Origin of the sequence: Paraburkholderia sp. GAS206C, from assembly GCF_050435645.1 — a bacterium.
Lineage (GTDB): Bacteria > Pseudomonadota > Gammaproteobacteria > Burkholderiales > Burkholderiaceae > Paraburkholderia > Paraburkholderia phenazinium_B.
On the sequence record NZ_JBNDKR010000008.1, the window covers coordinates 285,492 to 311,265 of the forward strand.

Annotated in this window: 17 protein-coding genes and 1 tRNA gene; 4 read left to right on the top strand and 14 right to left on the bottom strand. The window is 61.9% G+C overall.

Going from position 1 to position 25,774, the window contains the following annotated elements:
- Positions 1-82 precede the first annotated feature (82 nt).
- The 3 genes from P3T20_RS23465 to P3T20_RS23475 are packed head-to-tail and all read right to left on the bottom strand — an operon-like array spanning position 83 to position 5,955.
- Positions 83-1,501, bottom strand: a complete 1,419-nt coding sequence (locus P3T20_RS23465) for an efflux transporter outer membrane subunit (RefSeq protein ID WP_429288012.1) — start codon at positions 1,499-1,501, stop codon at positions 83-85.
- Positions 1,498-4,704, bottom strand: a complete 3,207-nt coding sequence (locus tag P3T20_RS23470; RefSeq protein ID WP_429288013.1) for an efflux RND transporter permease subunit — start codon at positions 4,702-4,704, stop codon at positions 1,498-1,500. The genes P3T20_RS23465 and P3T20_RS23470 overlap by 4 nt, the downstream gene beginning before the upstream one ends.
- 12 nt (positions 4,705-4,716) lie before the next feature.
- A complete protein-coding gene (locus P3T20_RS23475) occupies positions 4,717-5,955 on the bottom strand; it encodes an efflux RND transporter periplasmic adaptor subunit (protein ID WP_429288014.1) in 1,239 nt (412 codons plus the stop codon).
- Between the two features lie 469 nt (positions 5,956-6,424).
- Between P3T20_RS23475 and P3T20_RS23480 the strand changes: the two genes are divergently transcribed.
- Positions 6,425-7,159, top strand: coding sequence for a response regulator (locus tag P3T20_RS23480; protein ID WP_429288015.1), 735 nt, complete (start codon positions 6,425-6,427; stop codon positions 7,157-7,159).
- The gene (locus tag P3T20_RS23485) at positions 7,143-8,429 is read left to right on the top strand and encodes an ATP-binding protein (protein WP_429288016.1); all 1,287 of its coding nucleotides are present in this window, start codon (positions 7,143-7,145) and stop codon (positions 8,427-8,429) included. The genes P3T20_RS23480 and P3T20_RS23485 overlap by 17 nt, the downstream gene beginning before the upstream one ends.
- A 515-nt stretch (positions 8,430-8,944) precedes the next feature.
- Here P3T20_RS23485 and P3T20_RS23490 read toward each other — a convergent pair.
- The 7 genes from P3T20_RS23490 to fdnG all read right to left on the bottom strand — a co-directional run bounded on the left by P3T20_RS23490 (position 8,945) and on the right by fdnG (position 18,182).
- Positions 8,945-9,037, bottom strand: a tRNA-Sec gene (locus P3T20_RS23490).
- A gap of 47 nt (positions 9,038-9,084) precedes the next feature.
- Positions 9,085-11,007 carry a selenocysteine-specific translation elongation factor gene (gene selB / locus P3T20_RS23495; protein WP_429288017.1) on the bottom strand — a complete coding sequence of 641 codons (1,923 nt, stop codon included), beginning with the start codon at positions 11,005-11,007 and terminating at the stop codon, positions 9,085-9,087.
- Positions 11,004-12,521 (bottom strand): L-seryl-tRNA(Sec) selenium transferase, encoded by a 1,518-nt coding sequence (selA, locus tag P3T20_RS23500; RefSeq protein WP_429288018.1) that lies wholly within the window; start codon positions 12,519-12,521, stop codon positions 11,004-11,006. The genes selB and selA overlap by 4 nt, the downstream gene beginning before the upstream one ends.
- 16 nt (positions 12,522-12,537) lie before the next feature.
- A complete protein-coding gene (gene fdhE, locus P3T20_RS23505; RefSeq protein WP_429288019.1) occupies positions 12,538-13,470 on the bottom strand; it encodes a formate dehydrogenase accessory protein FdhE in 933 nt (310 codons plus the stop codon).
- A 76-nt stretch (positions 13,471-13,546) separates the two neighbouring features.
- Positions 13,547-14,173, bottom strand: coding sequence for a formate dehydrogenase subunit gamma (locus tag P3T20_RS23510; RefSeq protein WP_074267747.1), 627 nt, complete (start codon positions 14,171-14,173; stop codon positions 13,547-13,549).
- Positions 14,160-15,095 carry a formate dehydrogenase subunit beta gene (fdxH, locus tag P3T20_RS23515; RefSeq protein WP_429288020.1) on the bottom strand — a complete coding sequence of 312 codons (936 nt, stop codon included), beginning with the start codon at positions 15,093-15,095 and terminating at the stop codon, positions 14,160-14,162. Before fdxH ends, P3T20_RS23510 begins: the two co-directional genes overlap by 14 nt.
- A 15-nt stretch (positions 15,096-15,110) precedes the next feature.
- Positions 15,111-18,182 (bottom strand): formate dehydrogenase-N subunit alpha, encoded by a 3,072-nt coding sequence (gene fdnG, locus P3T20_RS23520; RefSeq protein ID WP_429288021.1) that lies wholly within the window; start codon positions 18,180-18,182, stop codon positions 15,111-15,113.
- Positions 18,183-18,402: 220 nt separating this feature from the next.
- On the opposite strand from fdnG, the gene P3T20_RS23525 reads away from it, so the two are divergent.
- Together P3T20_RS23525 and P3T20_RS23530 are read left to right on the top strand one after the other, a co-directional pair.
- Complete coding sequence (locus tag P3T20_RS23525) at positions 18,403-19,776, top strand: YhjD/YihY/BrkB family envelope integrity protein (RefSeq protein WP_429288022.1); 1,374 nt, start codon at positions 18,403-18,405, stop codon at positions 19,774-19,776.
- A 383-nt stretch (positions 19,777-20,159) separates the two neighbouring features.
- A complete protein-coding gene (locus P3T20_RS23530; RefSeq protein WP_074267742.1) occupies positions 20,160-21,305 on the top strand; it encodes a porin in 1,146 nt (381 codons plus the stop codon).
- Positions 21,306-21,443: 138 nt separating this feature from the next.
- Here the strand turns inward: P3T20_RS23530 and P3T20_RS23535 are convergent, their stop codons facing one another.
- From P3T20_RS23535 to P3T20_RS23550, 4 genes are all read right to left on the bottom strand, one after another.
- Complete coding sequence (locus P3T20_RS23535; protein WP_074267741.1) at positions 21,444-22,322, bottom strand: proteasome-type protease; 879 nt, start codon at positions 22,320-22,322, stop codon at positions 21,444-21,446.
- Between the two features lie 73 nt (positions 22,323-22,395).
- Complete coding sequence (locus tag P3T20_RS23540) at positions 22,396-23,193, bottom strand: transglutaminase family protein (protein WP_429288023.1); 798 nt, start codon at positions 23,191-23,193, stop codon at positions 22,396-22,398.
- A 13-nt stretch (positions 23,194-23,206) separates the two neighbouring features.
- Entirely contained in the window at positions 23,207-24,157 is a 951-nt protein-coding gene (locus P3T20_RS23545) for an alpha-E domain-containing protein (RefSeq protein ID WP_074267739.1), read from the bottom strand.
- A gap of 160 nt (positions 24,158-24,317) precedes the next feature.
- Positions 24,318-25,727, bottom strand: coding sequence for a circularly permuted type 2 ATP-grasp protein (locus tag P3T20_RS23550; protein WP_074269340.1), 1,410 nt, complete (start codon positions 25,725-25,727; stop codon positions 24,318-24,320).
- Positions 25,728-25,774: the final 47 nt, after the last annotated feature.

A 25,774-nucleotide genomic window follows, 5' to 3' on the forward strand; every position in this document is an offset into this window, starting at 1 on the left:
TATCCGATCTGGCGGATGAGGCCAGTCGGAATTGCCGCAACGGAATCGCGCAAATCCGAACTAATGGTCGCAGCACCATTCACTACCATCCGCCTCCGAGCACTTTGTATAACGTGACGAGATTGGACTGGCGCGACAAGCTATCCGACGCCAGTTGCTGCTGCGCGGTGTAAAGCGTGCGTTGCGCGTCGAGGAACGTGAGGAAGCTATCCGTACCCGCCTTGTAACGCCCTTGAGCCAGCGTGTAGTAGCTCTCGGATGACGCCACATACTCGCGGTCCGCCTGCACCTGATCGACATACGTCGCCCGCGCCGCAAGCGCATTCGCCACTTCCTTGAACGCCGTCTGGATAGTGCTTTCGTAATCAGCGACGTCGATATTCTTTTCGATCTTGTCGACATCGAGCGTTGCCTTGTTGCTGCCGTAGTCGAAGATCGGCACGGAGATGCTTGGCGAGAATACCCACGCCCCACTGCCTGCCTTGAACAGACTGGAAAGCGTCGAACTCGACGCCCCGGCAGTAGCTGTCAGTTCGATCTTCGGAAAGAATGCCGCGCGGGCGGCGCCGATGTTCGCGTTTGCCGCCTTCAACGTATGCTCGGCTTCCACGATGTCCGGACGACGCGTGAGCAGCATCGACGGCACACCTGCGCCGATGTCGGCGAACATCGAACCGTCGTCGAACGCATCGTCCAGTTTGGGCTCGGGCGGCAGATCGTCCGGAAGCGGCGCGCCGAGCACCGCAACCAGGTTGTTGCGATCCTGCTCCACCGCACGCCGGTAAGACGCAAGGCTTGCCTTCGCGCTCGCCAGCGTGTTCTCCGCCTGCCGCACATCCAGCAGCGAAGAATTACCCAGTTGCTGGATGCGCTTCGTCACGTCGTACGTGGCCTGATCCGCTTTGACCGTGTCCCCGGTCACCTTCAGGAGCCGCTCGTCGGACAACCACGTCAGGTAGTCGGTTGCCACTGTTGCGATCAGGCTGATCCGTGTGCTCTCGCGCGATGCGTCGGTGGCGAGATAGTTCTCCAGTGCCTGGCGCTTGAGGCTCCTCAGGCGGCCAAAGAAATCGATCTCCCACGACGTCGTGCCGACATTCAGTTCATTGTCACCCGTCGTGACGCCTTCGACGCGCTCACGCGTCAAGCTGCTGCTCGCGCTAATGGTCGGCGCGAGCGCAGCGCGGGTGATCCGGTATTGCGCCTCATACTCGGCCACGTTCAGCGCGGCTACGCGCAGGTCACGGTTATTGTCGAGGGCGATCTGGATCAGCCGCTGCAGACGGGGGTCGCGAAAAAACTGATGCCAATCGGTATCGGTTGCAAGCGGCGCGCCGGCGATCGTCTTTTGCGCCGCGGTCGTACTCTGGTAGGCGTCGCCTTGCGGATAGGCGGCCGGAACCGGAGCAGCGGGCCGTTCGTAATGCGGATCGAGTGTGCAGCCCGTAAGCGCGGCAACCGCCAGTGCCACACTGCAGGCGGCCAGTTTGAGTTTCATCATTCATTACCTTCGTTTTTCGGGGTATGGCCGTGCTCGCCGAACAGCCGCCGTACGACGACGAAGAACACCGGCACGAAGAAGATCGCGAGCAAGGTCGCGGCGATCATGCCGCCCATCACGCCGGTGCCGATCGCATGCCGGCTAGCCGATCCCGCCCCCGTACTGATGACGAGCGGCAGCACGCCGAACACGAAGGCAAGCGAGGTCATCAGGATCGGTCGCAGGCGCAGGCGCGCGGCTTCGAGCGTGGCGTCGATCAGGCTGTGGCCCTGCGCCTGCAGGTCCTTGGCGAATTCGACGATCAGGATCGCGTTCTTGGTTGAGAGTCCAATGGTCGCGAGCAGGCCGACCTTGAAATAGATATCGTCCGAGAGGCCGCGGATATGCGCGCCGAGCACCGCCCCCAGCACGCCGAGCGGCACGACCAGAATCACGGCGATCGGGATGGACCAGCTTTCGTACAGGCCCGCGAGGCACAGGAACACCACGATCACCGAAATCGCGTACAGATAGATTGCCTGTGAGCCGGCCATACGCTCCTGATACGACTGCCCGGTCCAGTCGATGCCAAAGCCGGCCGGCAGCTTCTTCACGAGCGCGTCGACGGCGGCCATAGCCTGGCCGGTGCTCGCGTGCGGGCCGGTCTGCGCGGTGATCTCCATGGCCAGCGTGCGGTTAAAGCGCTCGATCTGCGGCGGCCCGAAGGTCCACTTGCCGGTGGCGAAAGCAGAAAACGGCACCATCTCACCGTCGTAGCTGGTCGTGGTCGTGCTGCTGGAATCGCCCGAGCTGCTGGAGCTGCTCGAACTACCGGAACTGGTCGTCGTGCTGGAACTGCTCGACCTCACGTACCAGCGCCCAATGTCCGACGGCATCATCCGGTACGGCGCGTCAGCCTGAACGTAGACCTTCTGGATACGCCCCGTATCGACGTAGTTGTTGACGTATGTGGAGCCGAACGCCGTTTGCAACGTGTCATTTACATCGGCGATCGAAAGGCCGAGTGCACTCGCTTTCTCGCGGTCGATATTCACGTTGAACTGCGGCGTATCGTCAAGACCGCCCGGGCGCATACCGGACAACGCGCTGTCGTTAGCGGCCAGGGCAATCAGTTGCTGGCGCGCCGCCATCAGCTTGTCGTGACCTTGCCCTGCTCGATCTTCCAGTTCGAAGTCGAGCCCGCTCTGCGTACCGAGCTCCTGAATGGCCGGCGGATTGAGCGCGAAAATCTGCGCGTTGCGGGTGGCCGCGAAATGCATGTTGGCGCGCTGGATAATCGCCGCCGCTGAATTCATTTCACCACGCCGTACACTCCAGTCCTTCAGTCTGACGAAGGCGAGCGCGTTGTTCTGCCCCGAACCGTTGAAGCTGAAGCCCGTGATCGAGATGATCTTGTCCACCTGCGGCAGCCCGAGGTAATACGCTTCCACCTGCTTGATAGTGTCTAGCGTGACCGAAGCCGGCGTGCCGACGGGTGCCGAGATCGACGTGATAACGATGCCCTGATCCTCATCCGGCAAATATGAGGAAGGCAGTTTCATGAAGAGCAATGCCACCACACCCGCAATCAGCGCGTAAGTCACCATATAGCGCAGAGGTCTGCCGATCACGCGTGCCACAGCCGCGTCGTACCGGTGAGTGCCGCGCGTCAGCACGCGGTTGAACCACCCCAAGAGACCGCGCTTCTCGTGATGCCCGACATCTGAACGCTTGAGCAAGGTCGCGCACAGCGCCGGCGTAAGCGTCAACGCAAGGAAGACGGATAGCAGCATGGCCGCGACAATCGTGATCGAGAACTGCCGGTAAATCGCGCCAGTCGAACCCGAGAAAAACGCCATCGGAATAAATACCGCAATCAGCACGGTAGTAATGCCCACCAGCGCGCCGGTGATCTGTTTCATCGCCTTGCGCGTCGCTTCAACTGGCGAAAGCCCCTCCTCTGCGATGAGCCGCTCCACGTTTTCCACGACCACGATGGCATCGTCCACCAGCAGCCCGATGGCCAGCACCAGCCCGAACATCGACAGCACGTTGATCGAAAAGCCGACCAACGACATGACACCAAAAGTGCCGAGTAACGCAACCGGTACGACGATGGTCGGAATCAGCGTGGCACGCAGATTTTGCAGGAACACGTACATCACGACGAACACCAGCATCACCGCTTCGATCAAGGTCTTGAAGACCTCTTCGATGGAGATGCGCACAAAGGGCGTCGTGTCGTACGGGTAATCGACCACCACGTTCTGTGGCAGTTGCGCGCCCAGTTCGGTCAGTTTCGCGCGCACCGCCTTGGCGACATTCATCGCGTTGGCGCCGCTCGCGAGCTTGATGGCGAGCGACGCCGCCGGCTTGCCGTTCAGACGCGAATCCGTGCTGTAGTCGTCGCCGCCCACTTCGACGCGCGCCACGTCCTTGAGCTGCACTTTCGAGCCGTCGCTATTCACCCGCAACAGGATGGCGCCGAACTGTGCGGGCGTCGTGAGGAGGCTCGAGGACGAGATGGTCGCGTTGATCGCCTGAGCCGTGGTGGACGGCTTGCCGCCGATTTCCCCGACCGAGAGTTGGACGTTCTGATTGGTGATGGCTGTCGTGACGTCGCTGGTCGTCAAGCCGACGGCCTGCAACTTCACCGGGTCGAGCCAGATGCGCATGGCGTGCTGCGCGCCGAAAAGCGTCACGTCGCCGACGCCGTTGATCTGCGTAAGCGGGTCCTCGATCTGCGTGGCGATGATGTTGCCAAGGTCGATCGAGTTCACACTGCCGTCGCTCGAAGACAGCGAAACGATCATCAGAAACGCGTTGGCCGCCTTCGCGACCTGCACGCCTTGATCCTGTACCGTCTGGGGTAGCGACGAGGTTGCCTGCTCCACCTTGTTCTGCACCTGCACCTGGGCGATGTCCGCGTTGGTGCCTTGCTGGAACGTCAGCGTGATGGTGGCCTGTCCGGCTGAACTGCTGGTGGACGACATATACAGCAGATGATCGATACCGCTCAGCTTCTGTTCAATCACCTGCGTGACAGTGGTCGCGACGGTTTCAGCGGAGGCACCCGGATAGGTCGCCGTGATCTGCACGGAGACAGGCGCCACGCTCGGATACTGCTCGACCGGCAGTGTCGTCATGGCAGCCCCGCCTATCATCATGATGACGATGGCGATGACCCACGCGAGGATCGGTCGATTGATAAAAAATCCAGCCATGAGAGTCTCGCTTTAGCTACCGGTTGTCGGAAGTGCGGCCAGCGGCGCGCGGGTCGCTGCAGTGGCAGCGGTGTCCGCCGTGGCGGGACTCTTCACCGGCTTGACGAGAGCGCCCGTACGCGCTTTCTGCGAACCCGCGACGATCACCCGGTCGCCGGCTTTCAGCCCGCGGGTGACGATCCAGTCGGCGCCGTTGGCGGTATCTGCGGTGACGTGTCTCTGCTCCACCTTGTTGGCAGCATCGACCGTCAGCACGCTGGCCGAGCCGTCGGAGGCGCGCGAGACGGCCAGTTGCGGCACGGTGATCGCCTGCTGGTTCACGCCCTCTTCAAGCCGGGCACGCACGAACATGCCGGGCAGCAATACGCCATCGGGATTCGGGAACACGCAACGCAAGGTGACCGAGCCGGTGGTCGAATCGACGGTGATATCGGAGAACAGCAGCTTGCCGGCCTGCGCATAGGGAGAGCCGTCTTCCATCACCAGATGAACCACCGCGCCATCCTTGCCGGCCTGCTGCAACTGACCGCTGGCGAACTCTTTCTGCAACCGCAGCCAGTCCGCCGACGAGCGGGTCACATCGAGATACATCTGGTCCGTGGCCTGAACCGTGGCCAGTGCAGTGGTCTGTTCCGCCGTGACGAGCGCACCTTCTGTCACGCTGGATTTGCCGATGCGTCCGGCAATCGGCGCGACCACCTTCGTGTAGCCAAGATTGATGGCTGCCGTCTTCAACGCGGCGCGGTCGGCGACCGCATCCGCTTGCGCTTCCTGCAACGACGAGATCGCGTCGTCATAGTCCTGCTGGCTGACGCCCTGGACCTTCCACAGCGCCGTGTAGCGCGTGGCTTTGGTCTGCGCCGCGGCGGCCGTGGCCACCGCTTTCGCGAGCGTGCCAACGGCCTGATCGTAAGCGGCCTGGTAACTATCGGGATCGATCTGATAAAGCACGCTGCCCGCCGCGACCACCGCGCCTTCCGTGAAGAGGCGCTTTCTCACGATGCCCTCTACCTGCGGCCTGACTTCGGCCACACGTATGGCGGAGAGCCTGCCGGACAGTTCCGTGCTGGCGACCACAGCGTGCGGCGCGATGGTTACCACGCCGACTTCGGGGACCATTTGGGGTGGCATCTGCGGCGCCTGTTGACCGCAACCCGCGAGGGCGAAGGCGGCGATCACCGCCACGACGGCAAGCGGGCTTACTATCGTTGCACGCGGCGAACGTGCCGGCAAAATATGAACTCGTGTCATGCTCAGGGCATCCTTCGACTGGGTTCGACAAAGGGCCGCCTGGCATGCAATGACGCATGCGTCCTTCAAACGCGTAAGGAGAACGAGGATATGTCGCCTGCGAATGCGCCTGATTTCGCGCACAACGGAGCGCGGCGCCAGAAGCGGCGCCAGGCTCGAGGGAAACCGCGCAATGCCATGCCAGCGGCTATGGATGACCCAGATTAGCGGCCAGTCGATTACGGTGGCTTAGGGGTTGATTACAACGTGTAACCCAATGCCCACCCTCTACTTTGCCGCCGCGTAATAAACTGTAAGCGCCGCTAAGAACCAGCAACCGGCGCGGCCCGGTATTTCGCTATATTTCGGTGTGCGACCGGCCAGCAGCCGGCGCGGCGGAATCTTCGCCCTCGTGCGCCTCGCCATGCTCTTGTGCGGATACACACCGCCCCTTACAGCGTCAACAGCGCTCACCTCGTCAGGCCCAACCATGTCCGACACGCCAATCCAGGTCCTGCTGGTCGACGACGACGCCGATCTGCGCGATCTGCTGAGAACGTTTTTTCAGCAACGCGGCATCGAATTTTCGGTGCTGCACGATGCGAACCAACTGATGCGCCGCCTCGAACGCGAGCGCCCCTCCATCGTCGTGCTTGACCTGATGATGCCGGGCATCGACGGACTTACCGCGCTCAGACAACTCCGCACGAGCGGCAACACCATTCCTGTGATCATGCTGACGGCGCGCGCCGACGGCGTGGACCGCGTGATCGGTCTCGAACTCGGCGCCGACGACTATCTCGGCAAGCCGTTCATGCCGCAAGAACTGCTCGCGCGCATTCACGCCGTACTGCGCCGGCACGCGCAAGCTCCGTTAGCGATCCAGGTGGAACGGCGGGAAGCGTTTCGCTTTGGGTGCTTTCGTCTCGACTTCGCGACGCGCACCCTGTATCGCGATGACGAGCCACTCAAACTCACTGGTAGCGAATACGCGCTGCTCGAAGTGTTCGCGCTGCATCCCATGGAGGCGCTCTCGCGCACGAAGCTGGTTGACCTGCTGCACGGCCCCTACGCGGAAGTGACCGAACGCGGCATCGACGTACCGGTGTGGCGCCTGCGCCGCCTGCTCGAGGACGACCCCGCCAATCCACGCCGGATCCAGACATTGCGCGGCATCGGCTACATGTTCGTACCAGGCAACAGCGACGATGAAAAACCCGCTTAACACGCTGTTCGGCCGCCTCGCGCTGATGACGGTCGGGCTGATCGTGCTGGTTCACGTCACCTTGCTGATCATCGTCGACTCGGAGCGTGGTCAGCTCGATGCGACTCATATGCAGCACGCGGTACAGCTTGCCATGCAGGCTGAGCACGACGGCTCGCTCGCCGCCTCGAGCATCGCTGCGACGCTCGGCGTGACCTACGTGCCGGCGGACAAGGCGATCCAGTCCGGCTGCCCCGCGCCTTGCACGAACACGAACACGCCGTTCGACCGCAACCTGCGCAGCAAGCTGCCACCGGGCAGTCAGGTCATATTCGATCCCGACAACGGCGCCGTGTGGGTGCGTTATGCCGGCAATGCGGACTGGGCGAAACTGCAAAACGCGGCGTTGCCCGGGCGGCGTTTCCTGAGCGCATCTTTATTGATGCTCGCGCTAGCCGTGATCATCGCGCTGCTCGGCGCATGGTATTTGCAGCGGCCGCTGCACAGGCTTGCGCGAGCCTCGCGCGAATTCCGTGTCGGCCACCGCGCGCCCGTGGTGCAGCCAGGTGGTCCGCGTGAAGTGAAAGAGTTGATCGGTGACTTCAATCAGATGGTGCATGAACTCGCGCAAGCCGAACAGGAGCGCGCAGTGATGCTGGCGGGCGTTGCGCATGACTTGCGTGCCCCGATCACGCGAATGCAGGTGCGCGCCGATCTCCTCCCCGACGAAGCGAACCGCAGCGGCTTTCTGCGTGACGCCGAATCGCTGTCGCGCATCGTGACGCAGTTCCTCGACTTCGCACGTGAGACGGCCGACACGTCCCCGCACGCGGGCGTCGACGCACATTGCCACCGCCACTACGGCGACAGTCTCGCAGACGATGCGCTGGTGCGGCTTAACCTGCACGCCGGTGATGGTTTCAATTTGCCGCTGGTCGACCTCGACCGGATTCTCGCCAACCTGATCGAAAACGCGTTGACGTACGGAGAACCGCCAGTGGACATCTCAACCTTCAGGCGCAACGGCCAGTACGTGTTGAGCGTGCGCGATCATGGCGGCGGCATCCCTGCCGGGCAACTCGAGCGTGCCTTGCAACCCTTCGTGCGGCTCGACGAAGCTCGTGGAGGTAACGCCCATTGCGGACTGGGACTTGCAATCGTCCGACGCCTCGTGCGGTATAACGGTGGGGCATTTAGCGCGGAGAATGCGCCCGATGGGGGATTTGCAGTGTCGTTGACGTTTCCTGCTGCACACGGCGGCAATCGCGGCGGCAATCGCGGCGGCGCGTGACACCACACGCTGGCAATAGAAAACGCCCTTCGCGCGATAGAAGCCTGCTCCCTCCGGACCAATCACGGTTGTTCGCCGCAAACTTGAGGATGTCAACGGGTGACACACGAGCTTCCGGGAAGCAAGGGGGCATTGAAACGCGTGTGCGGCAAGAGTGGGAAAGATTTGGACGGAACGTCCGGAACCTGCTGGAACAACGAATGGTGGGCCGGGTGGGAGTCGAACCCGCGGCGTCCTTTCGGGGAGGATTATGAGTCCGCAGCGCGAGCGGACTCGCGTGCGGAAAAGTACGAGTCATGCGTTGAACTGTGCGTATCGACCCGATCACGACTGGATCCTGGAATTCCGCTCCATTCCTACCCACAAAACCCATACCGCTACCCATACTTCTTGTGGAAATTGTGCGGGACTCTGGCGGAAGCAGCAAGCACGTCGTTACCCATAAACCGCTTCAAAATCCGCGACCTGGAGGACATCTGCGGAAGATGCTGGAATAGCCGGGAAGCCTTGCAGGGCGGAAGGCAGCCGGAGTCGAACCGACCAGGGAGTGTCTGACACCCCCTACTGGATTTGAAGTCCAGCCGCACCACCAGATGCGAATGCCTTCCTTCTCGGGAAGATGAATACCCCGGACACGGCGACGGCACGGACACGCTCAAAGCGTCTCGAGCAAACGACTGTCGCCGCGCACGAGTCGAAGATCGCGCTGGAAACGAGTATATCCAACGCGATCGAAGAACTCCAAAATCTGGATCGCACGCTTGCGTCCCAAACCGCTCGCATCGCGAAACGCGGACGCGCCCAGCCCACCGCCGTGCTCCTGCGCGAGCGAACCCACCAGGCGCGCCAGTTCATACACCACGTCCGGGTGATAGAAAAGATCCCGCACCACCTGGTACACCACACCCTGCCGCGAAAGCTTGCGCAACAGTTGTCGCACCTTCTCTTCCGGCTCATGAATCTCACTTGCCAGATCGCGCACCCAGGGCGGATCGAAACGGCCTTGCGCGATCAAGGGCAACAGCTTCGCGGCCAAAGCTTCCTCGCTCGCGTCGAGCGCGACACGATGCTCCGGCAGATGCAGCCAGGCACCGCTTCTCACCACTGTCCCTTGCATTTCCAGCGCGTCAACCAGCGCGCGCCACAACCCATCCGGCAACAGCGGCGCCGCGATACGGCGCAAGCGCGCGGCGTCCGGGCCCTGCTCGTCGGGCATGCGCAGATGAAACTGCTCCAATGCACTCACGACCTGCACGCCCAACTGCTCCCAATGACGACGCTGCACAACCACCGCATCGTCCGCGGTCTTTCCGTGCAGGGGAATAGTCAGTGCGGTCTCCGGCACGCTCAGCAGGTTTGCCGGCAACCCCGTTACATGCATGAGAGTCGAACGCAGCATGCCGTGCGGAGCCTGCTCGAGCAGCGGCTCGATCGTGCGTGCGTCGAGCCATGCTCGCAGCGCATCGAGCCACGCGTGACGCTCAGGAGTGCGACGCTTGCGCGCGGGACCAAACGGATCGAGCACGCGGCCGCCGCCAACGGTCTTGCTAGCCTGCGCATTACGCACGATAAAGCGATCGCCGGGCAACGCACACACGGGCGCATCGAAAACGAGTTGCACTCGCGCCGATTCGCCAGCATGCAAGGTATCGCCATCCAGCAACGCTACGTGCGCGACCCGATGCGTCGTGCCGATATGCACATGCAGCGGCGTCCAGTGCTGCAATGCAATGCCGGCATCGGCTAACAGCGTCAGTTCGACATCAAGCCGTTCCGACGGCTCGGCCAATCGCGCATCGACGATCCAGTCGCCGCGCGTGATCGCTTCCTTTTCGATACCGGCGAGATTGAGCGCGCAGCGCTGTCCGGCATGGCCCGCCTCCGCTGCGCGATTCTGCGCATGAATGCTGCGTACGCGCACCGTCGTCGCGGCCGGCGCGAGCACTACCGTATCGCCGGTGGTCACGCGTCCGGCGAAAACGGTTCCCGTCACGATCGTGCCCTGCCCGGTCAAGGTGAACACCCGATCTATCGCCAAGCGGAATAGCCCGTCATCGCGACGCGCTCGCCATGCGACCGCGGTTTCGTGCAGATAGGCTTTGAGTTGTGCTACCCCAGCGTCGTCTGACTGCGTCGCGTTGGTTTCGAACACCGGCGCTCCAGCAAACGACGATGTAGCGAGCCACACGTCAATTTCTACACGCACTTGCGCAAGACGCGCCGCATCGACACGATCGGTCTTCGTCAGCGCCACTGCGCCGTGCGATACACCGAGCAGTTGCAGGATCGCCAGATGTTCCCGCGTTTGCGGCATCACGCCGTCATCCGCGGCGATCACCAGCAATGCAAAGTCGATGCCGCATGCACCCGCCGCCATCGTGTGAACGAGCTTCTCGTGGCCGGGCACATCGATCAAGCCCAATACGTCGCCGTTTTCTAGCGGCGTATAGGCATAACCGAGTTCGATCGAGATGCCACGCGCCTTTTCTTCCTTGAGCCTGTCGGTATCGACGCCCGTCAGCGCCCGCACCAGCGTCGTCTTGCCGTGATCGATATGTCCAGCAGTCCCGACGATCATGCGTGCAACGCCTCGCACTGCGAGAGGAACGTGGCTTCATCGACGGCTTCGAGGCAGCGCAGATCGAGCCGCAATGCATCGTCGGCAATGCGGCCAATGACCGGTCGCGGCAATGCATGAAGCGCTTTCTCGAGTTTCATCAATGCTCGGCCGCTACGCTTCCCGCTTGCAAGGCGCACCACCAGTCCGTAGCTAGGCAGCTGCTCGACGGGCAACGCGCCACTACCGATCTGACTGAACATGGGCTCGGCGCTCACGATAAAACTCTCCCCGAGTGCGTGCTGCAAAAGCGGTAACGCGCGCTCGGCAAACGCCTGCATTTCCGCGGCTGGACGTGTCAGCAGACGCAGCGTTGTCAGGCGTTCACGCAGAAATTCAGGCGCCTGATAAAGGCGCAGGACAGGCTCGAGCGCCGCAAGCGTGAGCTTGCCCACACGCAGCGCACGTTTGAGCGGATGCTTTTTGATCTTGCGGATCAGATCGGTACGTCCGACGATAAGCCCCGCTTGCGGACCGCCAAGCAGCTTGTCGCCACTGAACGTCACGAGGTCGGCCCCGGCGACAATGTTCTCGCGCACGGTTGGCTCATTCGGCAATCCCCACTGCGCGAGATCGACGAGCGTGCCGCTGCCCAGATCGACTGCAACCGGCAAACCATGCCGGCGTGCAAGGGGCGCGAGTTCATCGAGCTCGACGCTTTTCGTAAAACCGCTGATCGCATAGTTGCTGCAATGGACCTTCATCAGCATCGCGGTGCGCGGACCGATAGCCTCTTCGTAGTCCTTCAGATGCGTGCGGTTGGTCGCCCCGACCTCGCGCAGCCTTGCGCCCGCGCGCGACATGATGTCGGGAATGCGGAACGCGCCACCAATCTCGACGAGTTCGCCACGCGACACGATCACTTCCTTCTTCGACGCAAGCGCCGATAGCGTCAAGAGCACGGCCGCGGCGTTGTTGTTCACTACCGTGGCCGCTTCAGCGCCGGTCAGCTCGCAGATAATGTCGTCGATCAGATCGTCGCGATCGCCCCGGCTACCGGTTGCGAGATCAAACTCGAGATTCACCGGACGCGTGAGCGCTTCAACAACGGCGAGCACGGCCTCGTCGGGCAGCAGCGCACGGCCGAGATTGGTGTGCAGCACCGTACCGGTAAGATTGAAAACGGCGCGCAGACGGCTCTGCGCGCGCTGCGCCAGCAGAATGGCGGCCTGACTGACGACGTGAGATTCGTTGCACGCGGCGTCAAGTGGCATGCCGCCCTGCAGAACGTCCGGACCGCCGTGAGACATCGCAGACGCTGTGGCGTGCCCATCATCCTGCCGCTCGGCGGCACGCCCGACGCCGGCCTGCAGATTCTGCCGCAGCCTGTCGAGCGCGGCACGCACGGCGGCGAGCACCTGGGTGCGGCCGTATTCGGCGAGCAAAGGCTGCACGGCTAAGGACGACATGACTCGCTCCACGGCGGGCACACGTGCCAGCAGCGCGTTTAACGGGTTTCCCTGCACTTCGCTCACGCGACGTTTCTCCTGCTTATGCGTCCGATGACACTTCAGGCCATAGCAACGGATTGGGGCTACTACGCCGATAGCCTGCTTCGTTCATCAACAGATCGAGCGTGAGGCTCACGAGGTCATCTGCGAGCGGCTCGAACTCGAAGTCTTTCTCCTGATAGCCGATCTTGCGATACGTATGACATTCATCGCAGGATTCCGCCTTGAGGGCCTCGTTACCGCCCGCGATGCCATGATAGGCGATCCCTTTGGTCGAATCGCAATTCGAGCATTTGGTGCGGACCACATGCCATTCACTGGAGCATAGACCGCATTGCAGATAACGGTAGCCCTGATACTGACCGCCGACGCGCACGATGCTGGCAACTGGCAGAGCGCCGCAGACGGGACAGACGCCTGGCGTGTCGAGATAGGGAATATCACGCGGATCGAGACGGCTCGCAAGATCGGTCCAGACCACCTGGAGGGCCGCCATGATAAACGGAGCGGAGGCGGGATCGATTTCGTTATAGCGATGGGCCAGGACCGCGTCGGCCTGGGTATCGAGTTCTTCAGGGGTCTTTAGACGCAGGGCGTCGAGAACGTTGCCGAGTGCGGGGGTGATGGCGCCGGCGGCTTCGACCTTGTCCAGCAAGCGGTGGAGGATGGTGCGCCACTGCGGGTCTCGATCCGGCGAGAGGGCCGGGATTAGCGGCATGGAGTGGTGTTGAGCCTGGGTGATCGCTTCCCGCGATGGGAGGTTTAGGGTGATGGTTGTTAGCTGCAGGTGCTGGGCCGCGGCTACTGTTGACATCAGTCTGATGTAAGCGGAGATCGGATTGCCAGCGGCGAGGTTTTTTAGTCTCGCTGCGCGGGTTTCAAATACTGTCGCCCGCTCCGGCAGGCGGATGCGCGGGATCGCTGAGGGGTCCTGGGATGCTATCTGTGATGGGTCTAGGATTTTTTGGGGCATATCAACTGCGGCTCTTTCTTTGTTTGCTGCGCACGCTTTGGGGCGGGGTGTTCTGTTGCCTTGGCTGGTGGCCTTCCTATTTAACACTCTCCCGAAACCACTTAGGATGATGCTTCCTCGCCCACCCTAGAGTGACGGTACCACGCACCATAGCGCCGACGGACCCCTTGATCCAGATGGCAGCATAGATATGCACCACAATCCCAACAATGAGAACAAACGCGGCAAAAGCATGGACAAGGGCAGCAAGCCGAATCACCTCAACCGGGAAGTAAACTGAAAAATACCGCCGCCAGATAACAACCCCACTGCAAAGCAGTAAAACCAGACACCCCACCATAGTGAAAAACAAAAGCTTCTGCCCAGCGTTATACCGCCCAATCTCCGGCAAATTCTCCTCGCGATTCGCGAGCACATCATCAATCTGCCTTAACCACTGCACATCGTCACGGTCCAGATAGTTGTGATGCCAAAATCGCACCGCGAGAATCAGGAACGACACAAACATCACCAGACCCACAAACGGATGCAGGATCCGCGTCCACTGCCCGCCACCAAACAACGCCGTTAGCCAGAACATCGACGGATGAAACAACGCTAACCCAGACAACGCCAGCATCACAAACGAAATCGCCGTGATCCAGTGATTCGTCCGCTCGTTCGCCGTGTAACGCACAATCAGATTCGGGTCATTTGACTTCATCGTTCTGCTCCTCGCGCTCGCCACGAATGCGCCTGGCCTCATCCCGCGCCGCCAGTTCGTCGTCCTCAGTCACCTCGTTCGGACCAATTCGCGTGTAGTGGAAGAAGCCGGACAGCGCCGCCAAAGCAATCCCCGCCACCGCCAGCGGCTTCGCAATGCCCTTCCACAAACGCACCATCGGACTGATCCGAGGATGATCCGGCAAGCCGTGGTACAGCGAAGGCTGGTCCGCGTGGTGCAGCACATACATCACGTGCGTCCCGCTCACGCCCGGAGGATCGTACAGTCCCGCGTGCTCGAAGCCGCGCTCCTTGAGATCCTCGATGCGCTCCGCCGCGTGCTGCTTCATGTCCTCCTTGGTGCCGAACACAATCGCACCGGTCGGACACGTCTTCACGCACGCCGGCTCCTGACCCACCGCGACGCGGTCGGAACATAGCGTGCATTTGTATGCCCGATGGTCCGTCTTCGAAATGCGCGGAATGTTGAACGGACAGCCCGTCACGCAATAGCCGCAGCCAATGCAGTTCTCCTCATGAAAATCGACGATGCCGTTCGTGTACTGCACAATCGCGCCCGGCGACGGACACGCCTTCAGGCAGCCCGGATCCTCGCAGTGCATGCAGCCGTCCTTGCGGATCAGCCATTCGAGGTTCCCGTCCGGATTCTCGTACTCGGAGAAACGCATCACCGTCCACGAATGCTCGGTGAGATCCAGCGGGTTGTCGTACACGCCGTGGTTGATTCCCACCTCGTCGCGCAGGTCGTTCCACTCCATGCACGCCGTCTGACACGCCTTGCAGCCAATGCATTTGCTGACGTCGATCAGCTTCGCCACGGTGCCGGTCACCGGCTCCCGTACCCCCGGGGGAGGAGTCGTGGTAGCGGACAGGCGCTTGATATCCAATGATTGCAGTGCCATTTTTTATCTTGCCCCCTATGCCTTCTCGACCTTCACGAGGAACGACTTGAATTCCGGTGTCTGCGAATTCGCGTCGCCTACCACCGGCGTCAACGTGTTGGTGATGTACCCCGGCTTCGTCTGCCCCTTGAAGCCCCAATGCAGCGGGACGCCAACGGTCTGCACCTTCTTGCCGTCGATCATCAGCGGCTTGATCCGCTTGGTCACCACCGCGACGGCAATCAGATAGCCGCGATTCGACGATACCTTCACGCGGTCGCCCGCCACCACGCCCACCTCTTTCGCCAGGTCTTCGCCAATTTCGACGAACTGCTGCGGCTGAATGATCGAATTCAGCCGCGCGTGCTTGGTCCAGAAATGGAAATGCTCGGTCAGACGATAGGTGGTCGCCGTATGCGGGAAGTCCGCTGCCTTGCCGAAGGCCGCCCGGTCCTCCGGGAACACGCGCGCGGCCGGGTTGTTGGTGGCCTGCGCGTTCTGCGGATGCAGCGGGTTATAGCCCAGCGGCGTTTCAAACGGTTCGTAATGCTCGGGGAACGGCCCTTCGTTCATCTCGTCGCGCGCGAAGAAGCGCGCTACGCCTTCCGGGTTCATGATGAACGGTCCCATGCCGTTTTCCGGGGGCTCGTCCACCTTGAAGTCGGGGATGTCCGCCCCGGTCCATGCGGAACCGTTCCAGCCAATCAGCTTGCGGGTGGGGTCGAACGGCTTGCCGTTCAGATCGCACGATGCGCGGTTGTAGAGAATCCGCCGGTTCACCGGCCACGCCCACGCCCAGTTGAGGGTCTGGCCGATACCGGTCGGGTCGTCGTTATCGCGCCGCCCCATCTGGTTGCCGGCCTGGGTCCATGAGCCGCAAAAAATCCAGCAGCCGCTTGCGGTCGAACCGTCGTCCTTCAATTGCGCAAAGCCCGATAGTTGCTCGCCCTTCTTCACCAGCACCTTGGTCGGGTCCTTCGCGTCGGTCAGATCGGTGACCGCGCGACCGCTGTACTCCATCGCCAGCTCTTCCGGCGTCGGGCTTTCCGGGTTCGCGTACGGCCATGCGAGCTTGACGATTGGATCCGGGAATTTGCCGCCCTGCTCCTGATACGCCTTGCGCATGCGCAGGAAAATCCCCGACATGATCTCCAGGTCGCTCTTCGATTCGCCTGGACCCTCCACGCCCTTCCAGTGCCACTGCAGCACACGGCTCGAACTCACCAGCGAACCGCGTTCCTCCGCAAACAGGGTCGTGGGCAAGCGGAAGACTTCGGTCTGGATCTTCGACGCGTCGACGTCGTTGTAATCGCCATAATTCTTCCAGAACTCGGCGGTTTCGATGGCGAGCGGGTCCATCACCACCAGCCATTTCAGCTTGCCCAGCGCGGAAGCGGTTTTGGCCTTGTTCGGCGAGGATGCGAGCACATTGAAGCCTTGCGCGATATAGCCGTTCATCTTGCCCTGATCCATCAGTTCGATGGCTTGCAGCAAGTCGTATAGTTTGTCGAGCTTGGGCAGATAGTCGTAGCCCCAGTTGTTATCGGCTGTGGCCGCGTCGCCCCACCACGACTTCATGAAGCTCACAAAAAACGCGCCGTAGTTCTTCCAGTAGCTAAGCTGGTTGGGCCGTAACTGCTGTGTAGCGCGTTTCTTGATGTAGTCGGCGTAGTTCTGCTCGCCTTCCGTCGGCAGCGTCATATAGCCCGGCAGCATGTTCGACATCAACCCGAGGTCCGTCAACCCCTGGATGTTCGAGTGACCGCGCAGCGCGTTCATGCCGCCGCCGGCGATGCCGATATTGCCGAGCAGCAGTTGCACCATCGCGCCGGTGCGGATCATCTGCGCACCGACAGAGTGATGGGTCCAGCCAAGCGCATACAGGATCGTCCCCGCACGCCCGGGCACGGCCGTCGTGGAAAGCATTTCGCAGACCTTCAGGAATTTTTCCTTCGGTGTGCCACAGGTCTTTTCGACCATCTCGGGCGTATAGCGCGAGTAATGCTGTTTGAGCAGGTTATAGACGCAGCGCGGATCCTGCAGCGTCATGTCGACCTTCACAAAGCCGTCGTCGCCACGCTCGTAATCCCACGAATCCTTGTCCGGGTACGCGTGCTTGTCGGCGTCGTAGCCGGAATAGATGCCGTCTTTGAAGGCAAAATCCTGGCGCACGATGAACGCAAAGTCCGTGTAATTCTTTACGTACTCGTGCTGGATCTTGTCGTGTGTCAGCAGGTAGTTGATCACCCCGCCGAGGAACACGATGTCCGTGCCGGTGCGAATCGGCGCGTAATAGTCCGCCACCGATGCGGTTCGCGTAAAGCGAGGGTCGACCACGATCAGGCGCGCCTTGCGGTTCGCCTTGGCTTCCGCTACCCACTTGAAGCCACACGGGTGGGCCTCGGCCGCATTGCCGCCCATCACCAGGATCACGTCCGCGTTCTTGATGTCGACCCAATGGTTCGTCATCGCTCCACGGCCAAACGTCGGGGCAAGACCTGCCACCGTCGGGCCGTGTCAGACACGCGCCTGGTTGTCGAACGCCAACATCCCCATGCTGCGCACGGCCTTGTGCGTCAGATACCCTACTTCGTTGCTTGCGGCCGATGCAGCGAGCATCCCCGTGGTCAGCCAGCGGTTGACCTTCTTGCCATCCTCGGTGGTTTCGACGAAGTTGGCGTCGCGGTCGGCCTTCATCAGTTTCGCGATGCGGTCGAGCGCGTCATCCCACGAAATGCGCTGCCACTGATCGGAGCCGGCCGCCCGATACTCGGGATACAAGAGGCGGCTCGGGCTATGGATGAAGTCGATCAGGCTCGCGCCCTTCGGACACAGCGTGCCGCGATTGACCGGATGATCCGGGTCGCCTTCTATATGGATGATGCTGGCCGTGGCGTTCTTCGCGCCGTCACCGAGGCCATACATGAGGATCCCGCAGCCCACCGAGCAATACGGGCAGGTGTTCCGGGTTTCAGTGGTGCGCGACAGTTTGTACTGACGGACTTCGGCGAGCGCGGGGTCCGGGGAGAAGCCCATCAGGGCCAAGCTCGATCCGGCCAGCGTGGATGCCGTCACCTTCAGGAACTGACGCCGGGACATTTGCAGCATGGTCGCCCTCGGCATAGATGTTGTGTGGGTAGTAAAAAGTATAAGACGTTTACTTATATGTGTACGTGTGACTGTGCATGACCCCAGCCGGCCATACCCTGCCGCGGGATCGTCCTTGTTATAGTGACAGGCATAGTGCTTGCAATACGTAAGGTCATACCCGCCGTGCCGCATCTGCACGTGAGCAACTTCCGGCGCCACGATCCCGTCAAGAGGCCGTATGGACATCGACACGCTATCCGCCGACAAATTGCAAAGCGCAGCGCGCCAGCAAGCCTCATGGGCAATCGGTGCGTTCAGGCAGTTCGCTGAAGACCGCTGTGCTGCGATGGCGGCAGCCATTGCGTTTTATGCGGCGTTCTCGCTGGCGCCCACGCTTGTCATGGTGATCGCCGTGGCAGGATGGTTCTTCGGCGCCCAGGCCGTGCGCGGCGAACTGTTCGCCCATATCCATGGGCTGCTCGGCGACGAAGCCGCTACCGGCGTGCAAACAATTGTCCAGAATGCCCGCCATGCGGGTAGCGCGGGCGGGATCGCGGCGATCATTTCGTTCGCGCTCCTCGCGATCGGCGCGTCGGCCACGTTCTCGTCGCTCAATAGCGCGCTCAACATCGTCTGGCCGCTCTCGGGACCGCGCTCGTCCAGCGTCATCGCGTTGGTGCGGGTCCGGCTCATTTCGTTTGGACTCGTGCTCGGCGTGGCGTTTCTGTTGATCGTCTCGCTGGTGCTCGATACGGCCATTACGTTCATCGGTCAGTGGCTGTGGGGCAACTCGCCCTACGTCGTAATCGGCAACCTGATGCAGTTGGCAGTCGGCCTGCTGGTGCTGGCCTTCGCCTTCGCCGCCCTGCTGAAATTCCTGCCGGACGCCGTGGTCCGCTGGCGCGACGCCTTTGTGGGCGGTGCGGTGGCAGCCGTGCTGTTCTCGGCGGGCAAGAAACTCTTCGCTCTCTATCTCGCCCATGCGGGCATGGCCAATTCGTTCGGCGCGGCGGGTTCGCTGGCGGTGCTGTTGATGTGGCTGTACTTCTCGGCCGCCGTGCTGCTGCTCGGCGCGGAGTTCTCGGCGGCGCGCGGACGTCTGCACGATCCGCGTGGCGCATGGGGGCAACTGGACCAGGCCCCGCCGGGCAGCCGCGCGAAGATGGCCTCGGTGTTCGCTGCTTCGACGATGTCCGGACGTACCGCAGGTCTGTCGCCCGCCGCCACGCTCGCGCAGGCCATGGCGCCGACAGAACGGCCAGACAGTCCGGACGCGCAGAGCACCGCTGCTAATGGGGCTCCGGCAGGCACCGCGGCAAGCGAGCCGGAAACACAGGCGCAGCAGATTCAGCGGAGTCAACGCGGTCAGCAATCTCCAGCCTCGCGGGCGATGGACGTCCGCGCGGCCGCCAGCATTGGGCGCAAGGTCTTCCGGGCGGAGGGCCAGGCAACTCGCGCTGCCGCCTCGACTCTGCTGGAGGCTGGGCGCAAAGCTGCGGCGGCGGACCGCTATGTCAAACGGTATCCGTGGAGATCGATGCTGCTGGCCGCCGGCGCCGGGTTCCTCGTGACCGCGGTGACCGGCCGCCGCCGCGACGATAACGCCGGCTGAGACCCTTTTCGCGTCCCATACCAGGGAGAACACTCACATTCGGGCGCAACTGTCTAGCACGCAAATCAATCCAGGGTTGATTTCAATGGAATTTGACGATCTCGAGTCGCCCCGCCCAAAGATACAAAAAGTTACATCCGTCCCGCCACGGACGCTTCTGTGACACATGCCAACGCCCTGACTATGAACGAAACAACAATAATGCGGATTTCGACATTCGGTGTTGCTGTATTAGCAACAATGTCCACTTTCCTTGATATATAAGCGTTTTCGGCCGGTGTCACGTTTACGAGACACTCATTTTTTTTCAGTATTACCCTTCAGACGGCCTGCGCTATTCTCCATCCCGCAACAACTAAACCAATCATCGCGTGGAGAAATGGATGAAAAAGTTCGCACTGTCTAGCCTCTCGCTGGCACTCTTGGGCGCAGCAGGCGCCGCTCATGCTCAAAGCAGCGTGACCCTGTACGGCGTGCTCGACGATTCGATCCAGTACGTTAATAACGTTAACGTTTCGGGCAGCAACAAGAGTTCCGTCGGCCTCGCCGCCGGCAACCTGCAGGGCAACCGCTGGGGCCTGAAGGGTACGGAAGATCTGGGCGGTGGCCTGAAGGCTGTGTTCCAGTTGGAAAACGGTTTCAGCCCGAACAGCGGCGCCATGGGTTCGTACAACGGCTCGAGCAAGCTGTTCGGCCGTCAGGCATTTGTTGGCCTGTCGAGCGACCAGTTCGGTACGGTCACGATCGGCCGCCAGTATGACCCGGTCGTCGACCTGGTCCAGGCAGTCACGGCTGACAACTACTGGGGCTCCACGTTCACGACGCCGAGCGACGTTGACAACAACGACAACAGCTCGCGTACGAACAACGCAATCAAGTACACGTCGCAAACGTACGCTGGCTTCCAGTTCGAAGCGATGTACGCATTCGGCGGCGTCGCAGGTTCGACTGGCTCGGGTCAAACCTGGTCGGGCGCAGCTACGTACGCAAACGGTCCGTTCAGCGTTGCAGCCGGCTACATCCGCATGGATAACGCCGACACGCTGGCAGGTCGCAACGGCGGCTGGGCTGGTACGTCGGACGGCACGTTCAACTCGATCAACACGCCGTACGTGACGGCGAAGTCGATCGGTATCGCTTCGATCGGCGCACAGTACGTCATCGGACCGGTTACGGCTGGTCTGCGTTACAGCAACGCCCAGTACAAGGCGGACGCGTTCTCGGCGTTCACCTCGACGGAACGTTACAACGTCGGCGCAGGTTTCGTGAACTACCAACTGACGCCGGCAGCATTGCTGGGTCTGGGCTACACGTTCACGCACGGTTCGGGCAACGGCGACTCGGCATCGTACAACCAGATCTCGCTGGGCGGCGACTACAACCTGTCGAAGCGCACGGACCTCTACCTGGTTGGCGCCTATCAACGCGCAACGGGCACGGGCGCAGTGGCATCGGTTGCTGACTACGACGAATTCTCGGCTTCGAACTCGCAAGCAATCGTCAGCCTCGGTATCCGTCACAAGTTCTAATCGACTTGACGGACAGCTGAAGCAGGACGCTGTCAAAAGCCAGCCACAGGCGATAAGCCGGTGGCTGGCTTTTTTCATTGCTGCGGGGATTGTTTGCGCGACCTTTGGCAAGTGCCGCGCACCCGTTCTACGGGTCTACTAGCGTTGCGCCTTGTGCTTCTCGGCTTGCGCCAGCGTCTGAGCCGGCTTCGCTTCGACCGCCTCGTCGCCACCTACCGGCGCGCGATGCATCACCAGGGCGCGCTCGGGGCGCTGCGTCGGCACGTTGGCCGACGCCTGCCAGTCGGGATCGGGAATCTCGGAGAACACCTGACGCAGGCGCTCGCCCCACGTGCGGTGGATCATTTCAAAGTACGTGTTGTCATGATCGACCGAGACGAAGCGCGTCACGCGCAGCGCGTCCTTTTCGTACACCAGCAGATCGAGCGGCAGGCCCACGGACAGATTCGAACGTAGCGTCGAGTCCATCGAGATCAGCGCGCACTTGGCGGCCTCGTCGAGCGGGGTGGTCGGGGTCAGCACGCGGTCGATGATCGGCTTGCCGTATTTCGACTCGCCAATCTGGAAATAGGGGTTCACCGCCGACGATTCGATGAAGTTGCCCGCGGCGTAAATCATGAACAGATGCGGCCGGCTCGCACGCGCCTTGCCGCTGGCAGCAATCTGGCCACCCAGAATAAAGCTGCAATTGAAGTCGACGCCGAATTCCTGCAGCGCCTGGGCTTCGCGCTGATGCACGTCGCGCACTGCCTGGCCGATGACGCGTGCCGCGTCCGCCATGGTCGGCGCGCTCCACAGCGTAGGGCGCTCGGGGTCGGATGGCTCGCTCAGCTCCTGCAGCACCGCCTGGGTCAGCGACAGGTTGCCGGCGCCCAGCAGCACCAGCACACGCTCGCCGGGCTGCTCGAACACCGTCATCTTGCGCGCGGTGCTGATGTGATCGACGCCGGCGTTGGTGCGAGTATCGGACAAAAAGATGAGTCCGTCGTCCACGCACATCGCCACACAGTAAGTCATAGAAAATATCCAGAAGACCAGCAGACGCCGCTATTGTAATGCGACGCCGCCGCAGCCTTTGGTGCGATCCACCTTACTGTGGTAACTGTGCACTAACCGTCACCGAGACGTTCAGCTTTTCCTCGAGTCCGCCGATGCGCCGTCCGCGGATCGGCGCGGCCGCTTCGTAATCGCGCGCCGCTGCCAGCCGGCAGTAGATTTCGCTTGCAAACGCCGCGTTCGTTACGTCGACGGAAATCCATCCAGTGCCGAGCCAGACATCGACCCAGGCGTGGCTCGCGCCATTCGGCACATCGCCCGGCTCGATATAGCCACTCACGTAACGCGCCGGGATGCCACGCAACCGGCAGCAGGCCAGCATCAGGTGCGCGTGGTCCTGACACACGCCGTTGCCAAGCGCGAGCGCCTCGGAAGCCGTACTGGTCACTTCCGTGGTGCCGGGCCGGTATTTCACGCGCTGTGCGATCTCCTCGGCCAGCTTGATCAGGCCGCGCGGCGAATCGAGCGCTGCCACCGACTGTGCCAGTTCGCGCACTGCCCCATCGGCTTCGGTCAGCCGCGTGGCGCAGGTGTAGTGCTCGAGCGGAATGGGGCCGACCGCATCGCGCAGCTGGCCGTCGACCAGCGCAATCGTGTCGACCTCCCCCGAAACATGCAGGCGAATCTCGCTATGCGGCTTGTTCAGCACCAGCGTATGCAGCACGTTGCCATAGGCGTCGAAGGTTGAATCGAGCTTGCCGGGGGCGTCGATACTCCAGCGCCGCACCGTCTGCGAGGCGCCGCTGGAAGGCGTGAGGCGCAGCTGCTGGATCGAATAGTGAACCGTCGATTCGTAGCGATAGGCGGTGTCGTGGCGGATGGTCAGGTACATAAAAATAACTCCGTCAGGCCACTGGCAACATCAGATAGGTACGCGCAACGAGATTGCCCAGTTCGAACACCCGAGCCAGGAATTGCGTCAGATAAGCGTGCAGGCCGGCTTCGAAAATCTGCCGGATGTCGGAGTACACCAGCTCGGCGCGCAGCTTGCCGGCAAAACGCTCGCACTGGTTAGAGCCCGTAGTACGCAGCATCGCCAGGTTGTTGCAGACGCCATCCACGGAGGCGAGCAGCGAACGCGGCATCTGCTGGTTCAGGATCATCAGTTCGACCACGCGCGCCGGCGTGACGACATCGCGATACACCTTGCGATAGATCTCCAGCGCCGACACCGAACTGAGAATCGAAGTCCAGTAGTAGAAATCTTCGAGCTGACGTGCGGCGTCGCGCGAATTCGGCTCGACGTCGGCAAAGCGCACGTCGAGAATCCGCGCGGTGTTGTCGGCCCGCTCCAGATACGTACCCAGCTGCGTGAAGAAAAACGCATCGTCCTGCAGCGCGGTGCCGATCGTCACGCCGCGCGACAGGTGCGAGCGGAACTTGACCCATTCGAACAGACCATCCGGGCTCGTGGCGAGCTGCCCCGCCGCGATCCGCTCGGTGAACTGGAGCCAGGTGTCGTTGATCGTCTCCCACCATTCGGTGGTCAACGTGCCGCGCACGGCGCGAGCGTTTTCACGCGCGGCCTGCAGGCACGAATAAATGCTGGACGGGTTGGCAGCGTCCGCCACCATGAAATCCAGCACCTTTTCGCGCGTCGGTTCGTCGTAGCGTTGCGTGAAGGCCGACTCGAGTTCGGAGATGCGCAGCACCGAACGCTGTGCGCGGGCCTCCTGCTCCGGCGTCTGCGGCAGCAGCAGCGCCTTCAGATTGATATCCAGCATGCGCGCGGTATTCTCGGCGCGCTCCATGTAACGGGCCATCCAGAAGAGGTGGTCGGCAGTGCGGCTTAGCATGACGGCTTTCCATGATTGATGACGCTGGGCATTCCTGGCCCGCGCTGGTTACCCGTTCGCGCCGGCGCTTATACGATCTGATGTGAGCATCGCGCCGGCTTTCCTTGTCAGCGGGTGTGGCTGCCGCCGCTTTGCGACGGCAGCGAGACCCGCGACCCCTTCAGTCGACCATCCAGGTATCCTTGGTCCCGCCTCCCTGCGATGAATTGACCACCAGCGACCCTTCCTGCAGCGCCACACGGGTCAGCCCGCCTGCGCACATCGTCACGGTCTTGCCCGACAGCACAAACGGCCGCAGGTCGATATGGCGCGGCGCGATGCCCGCCTCCACGAAGGTTGGACACGCCGACAACGCGAGCGTCGGCTGCGCGATATAGCCGGCCGGGCGCGCGATCAGACGCTTGCGAAAGTCTTCGATCTCGGCCGTGGTCGAAGCCGGTCCCACCAGCATTCCATAGCCGCCTGCACCGTGCACTTCCTTCACCACCAGCTCAGGCAGATGCGCGAGCGTATAGGCGAGATCGTCCGGCTTGCGGCACTGGAACGTCGGCACGTTGTTGAGAATCGGCTTCTCGCCCAGATAGAACTCGATCATCTCCGGCACGTACGGATAGATCGATTTGTCGTCGGCAATGCCGGTGCCCATCGCGTTGGCGAGCGCCACGCGCCCAGCCCGATAAGCGGTCAGCAGACCCGGCACGCCGAGCGCCGAATCGGTACGGAACGCAAGCGGATCGAGAAAGTCGTCGTCCACCCGGCGATAGATCACGTCGACGCGCTTGGGTCCCTGGGTGGTGCGCATGAAGACGTAGTTGTCGTCGACAAACAGATCTTTGCCTTCCACCAGTTCCACGCCCATCTGCTGAGCCAGGAACGTATGCTCGAAATACGCCGAGTTGTACATGCCCGGCGTGAGCACCACGACGACCGGATCGTCGACGCCTTCCGGCGCGACCGATCGCAACGTATCGAGCAGCAGATCAGGATAGTGCGCCACCGGCGCAATGCGGTTCTGTACAAACAGTTCCGGGAACAACCGCATCATCATCTTGCGGTTTTCCAGCATGTAGGACACACCGGACGGCACCCGCAGATTGTCTTCGAGCACGTAGAAGGCACCATCGTCGCCGGCCCGCACCACGTCGACGCCGGCAATATGCGCATACACGCCGAGCGGCACATTGACGCCCTGCATCTCCGGACGATATTGCGCATTGGTATAGACCTGCTCAGCGGGAACGATGCCGGCGCGCACGATATTGCGGTCGTGATAGACGTCGTGGATAAACAGATTGAGCGCCTGCACGCGCTGCCGCAGACCCGCTTCGAGAGACTGCCATTCGCCGCGCGGAATGATCCGCGGGATCAGATCGAACGGGATGAGCCGTTCGGTGCCGGACAGGTCGCCGTTAACCGCGAAGGTGATCCCCACGCGGCGAAACAACAGGTCCGCCTCCGCGCGCTTGCGCGCGATTGCCTCATTGCCCTGCTTTACGAGCCAGCGCTCGAAGCGTGCGTAATGAGGCCGCACGACTTCATCGTGATGACGCATCTCGTCATAGCATCGCATGTCACGCCCCGCTCTTGTTGTCGGATAGAAGGCGAATGCGCTGCGCA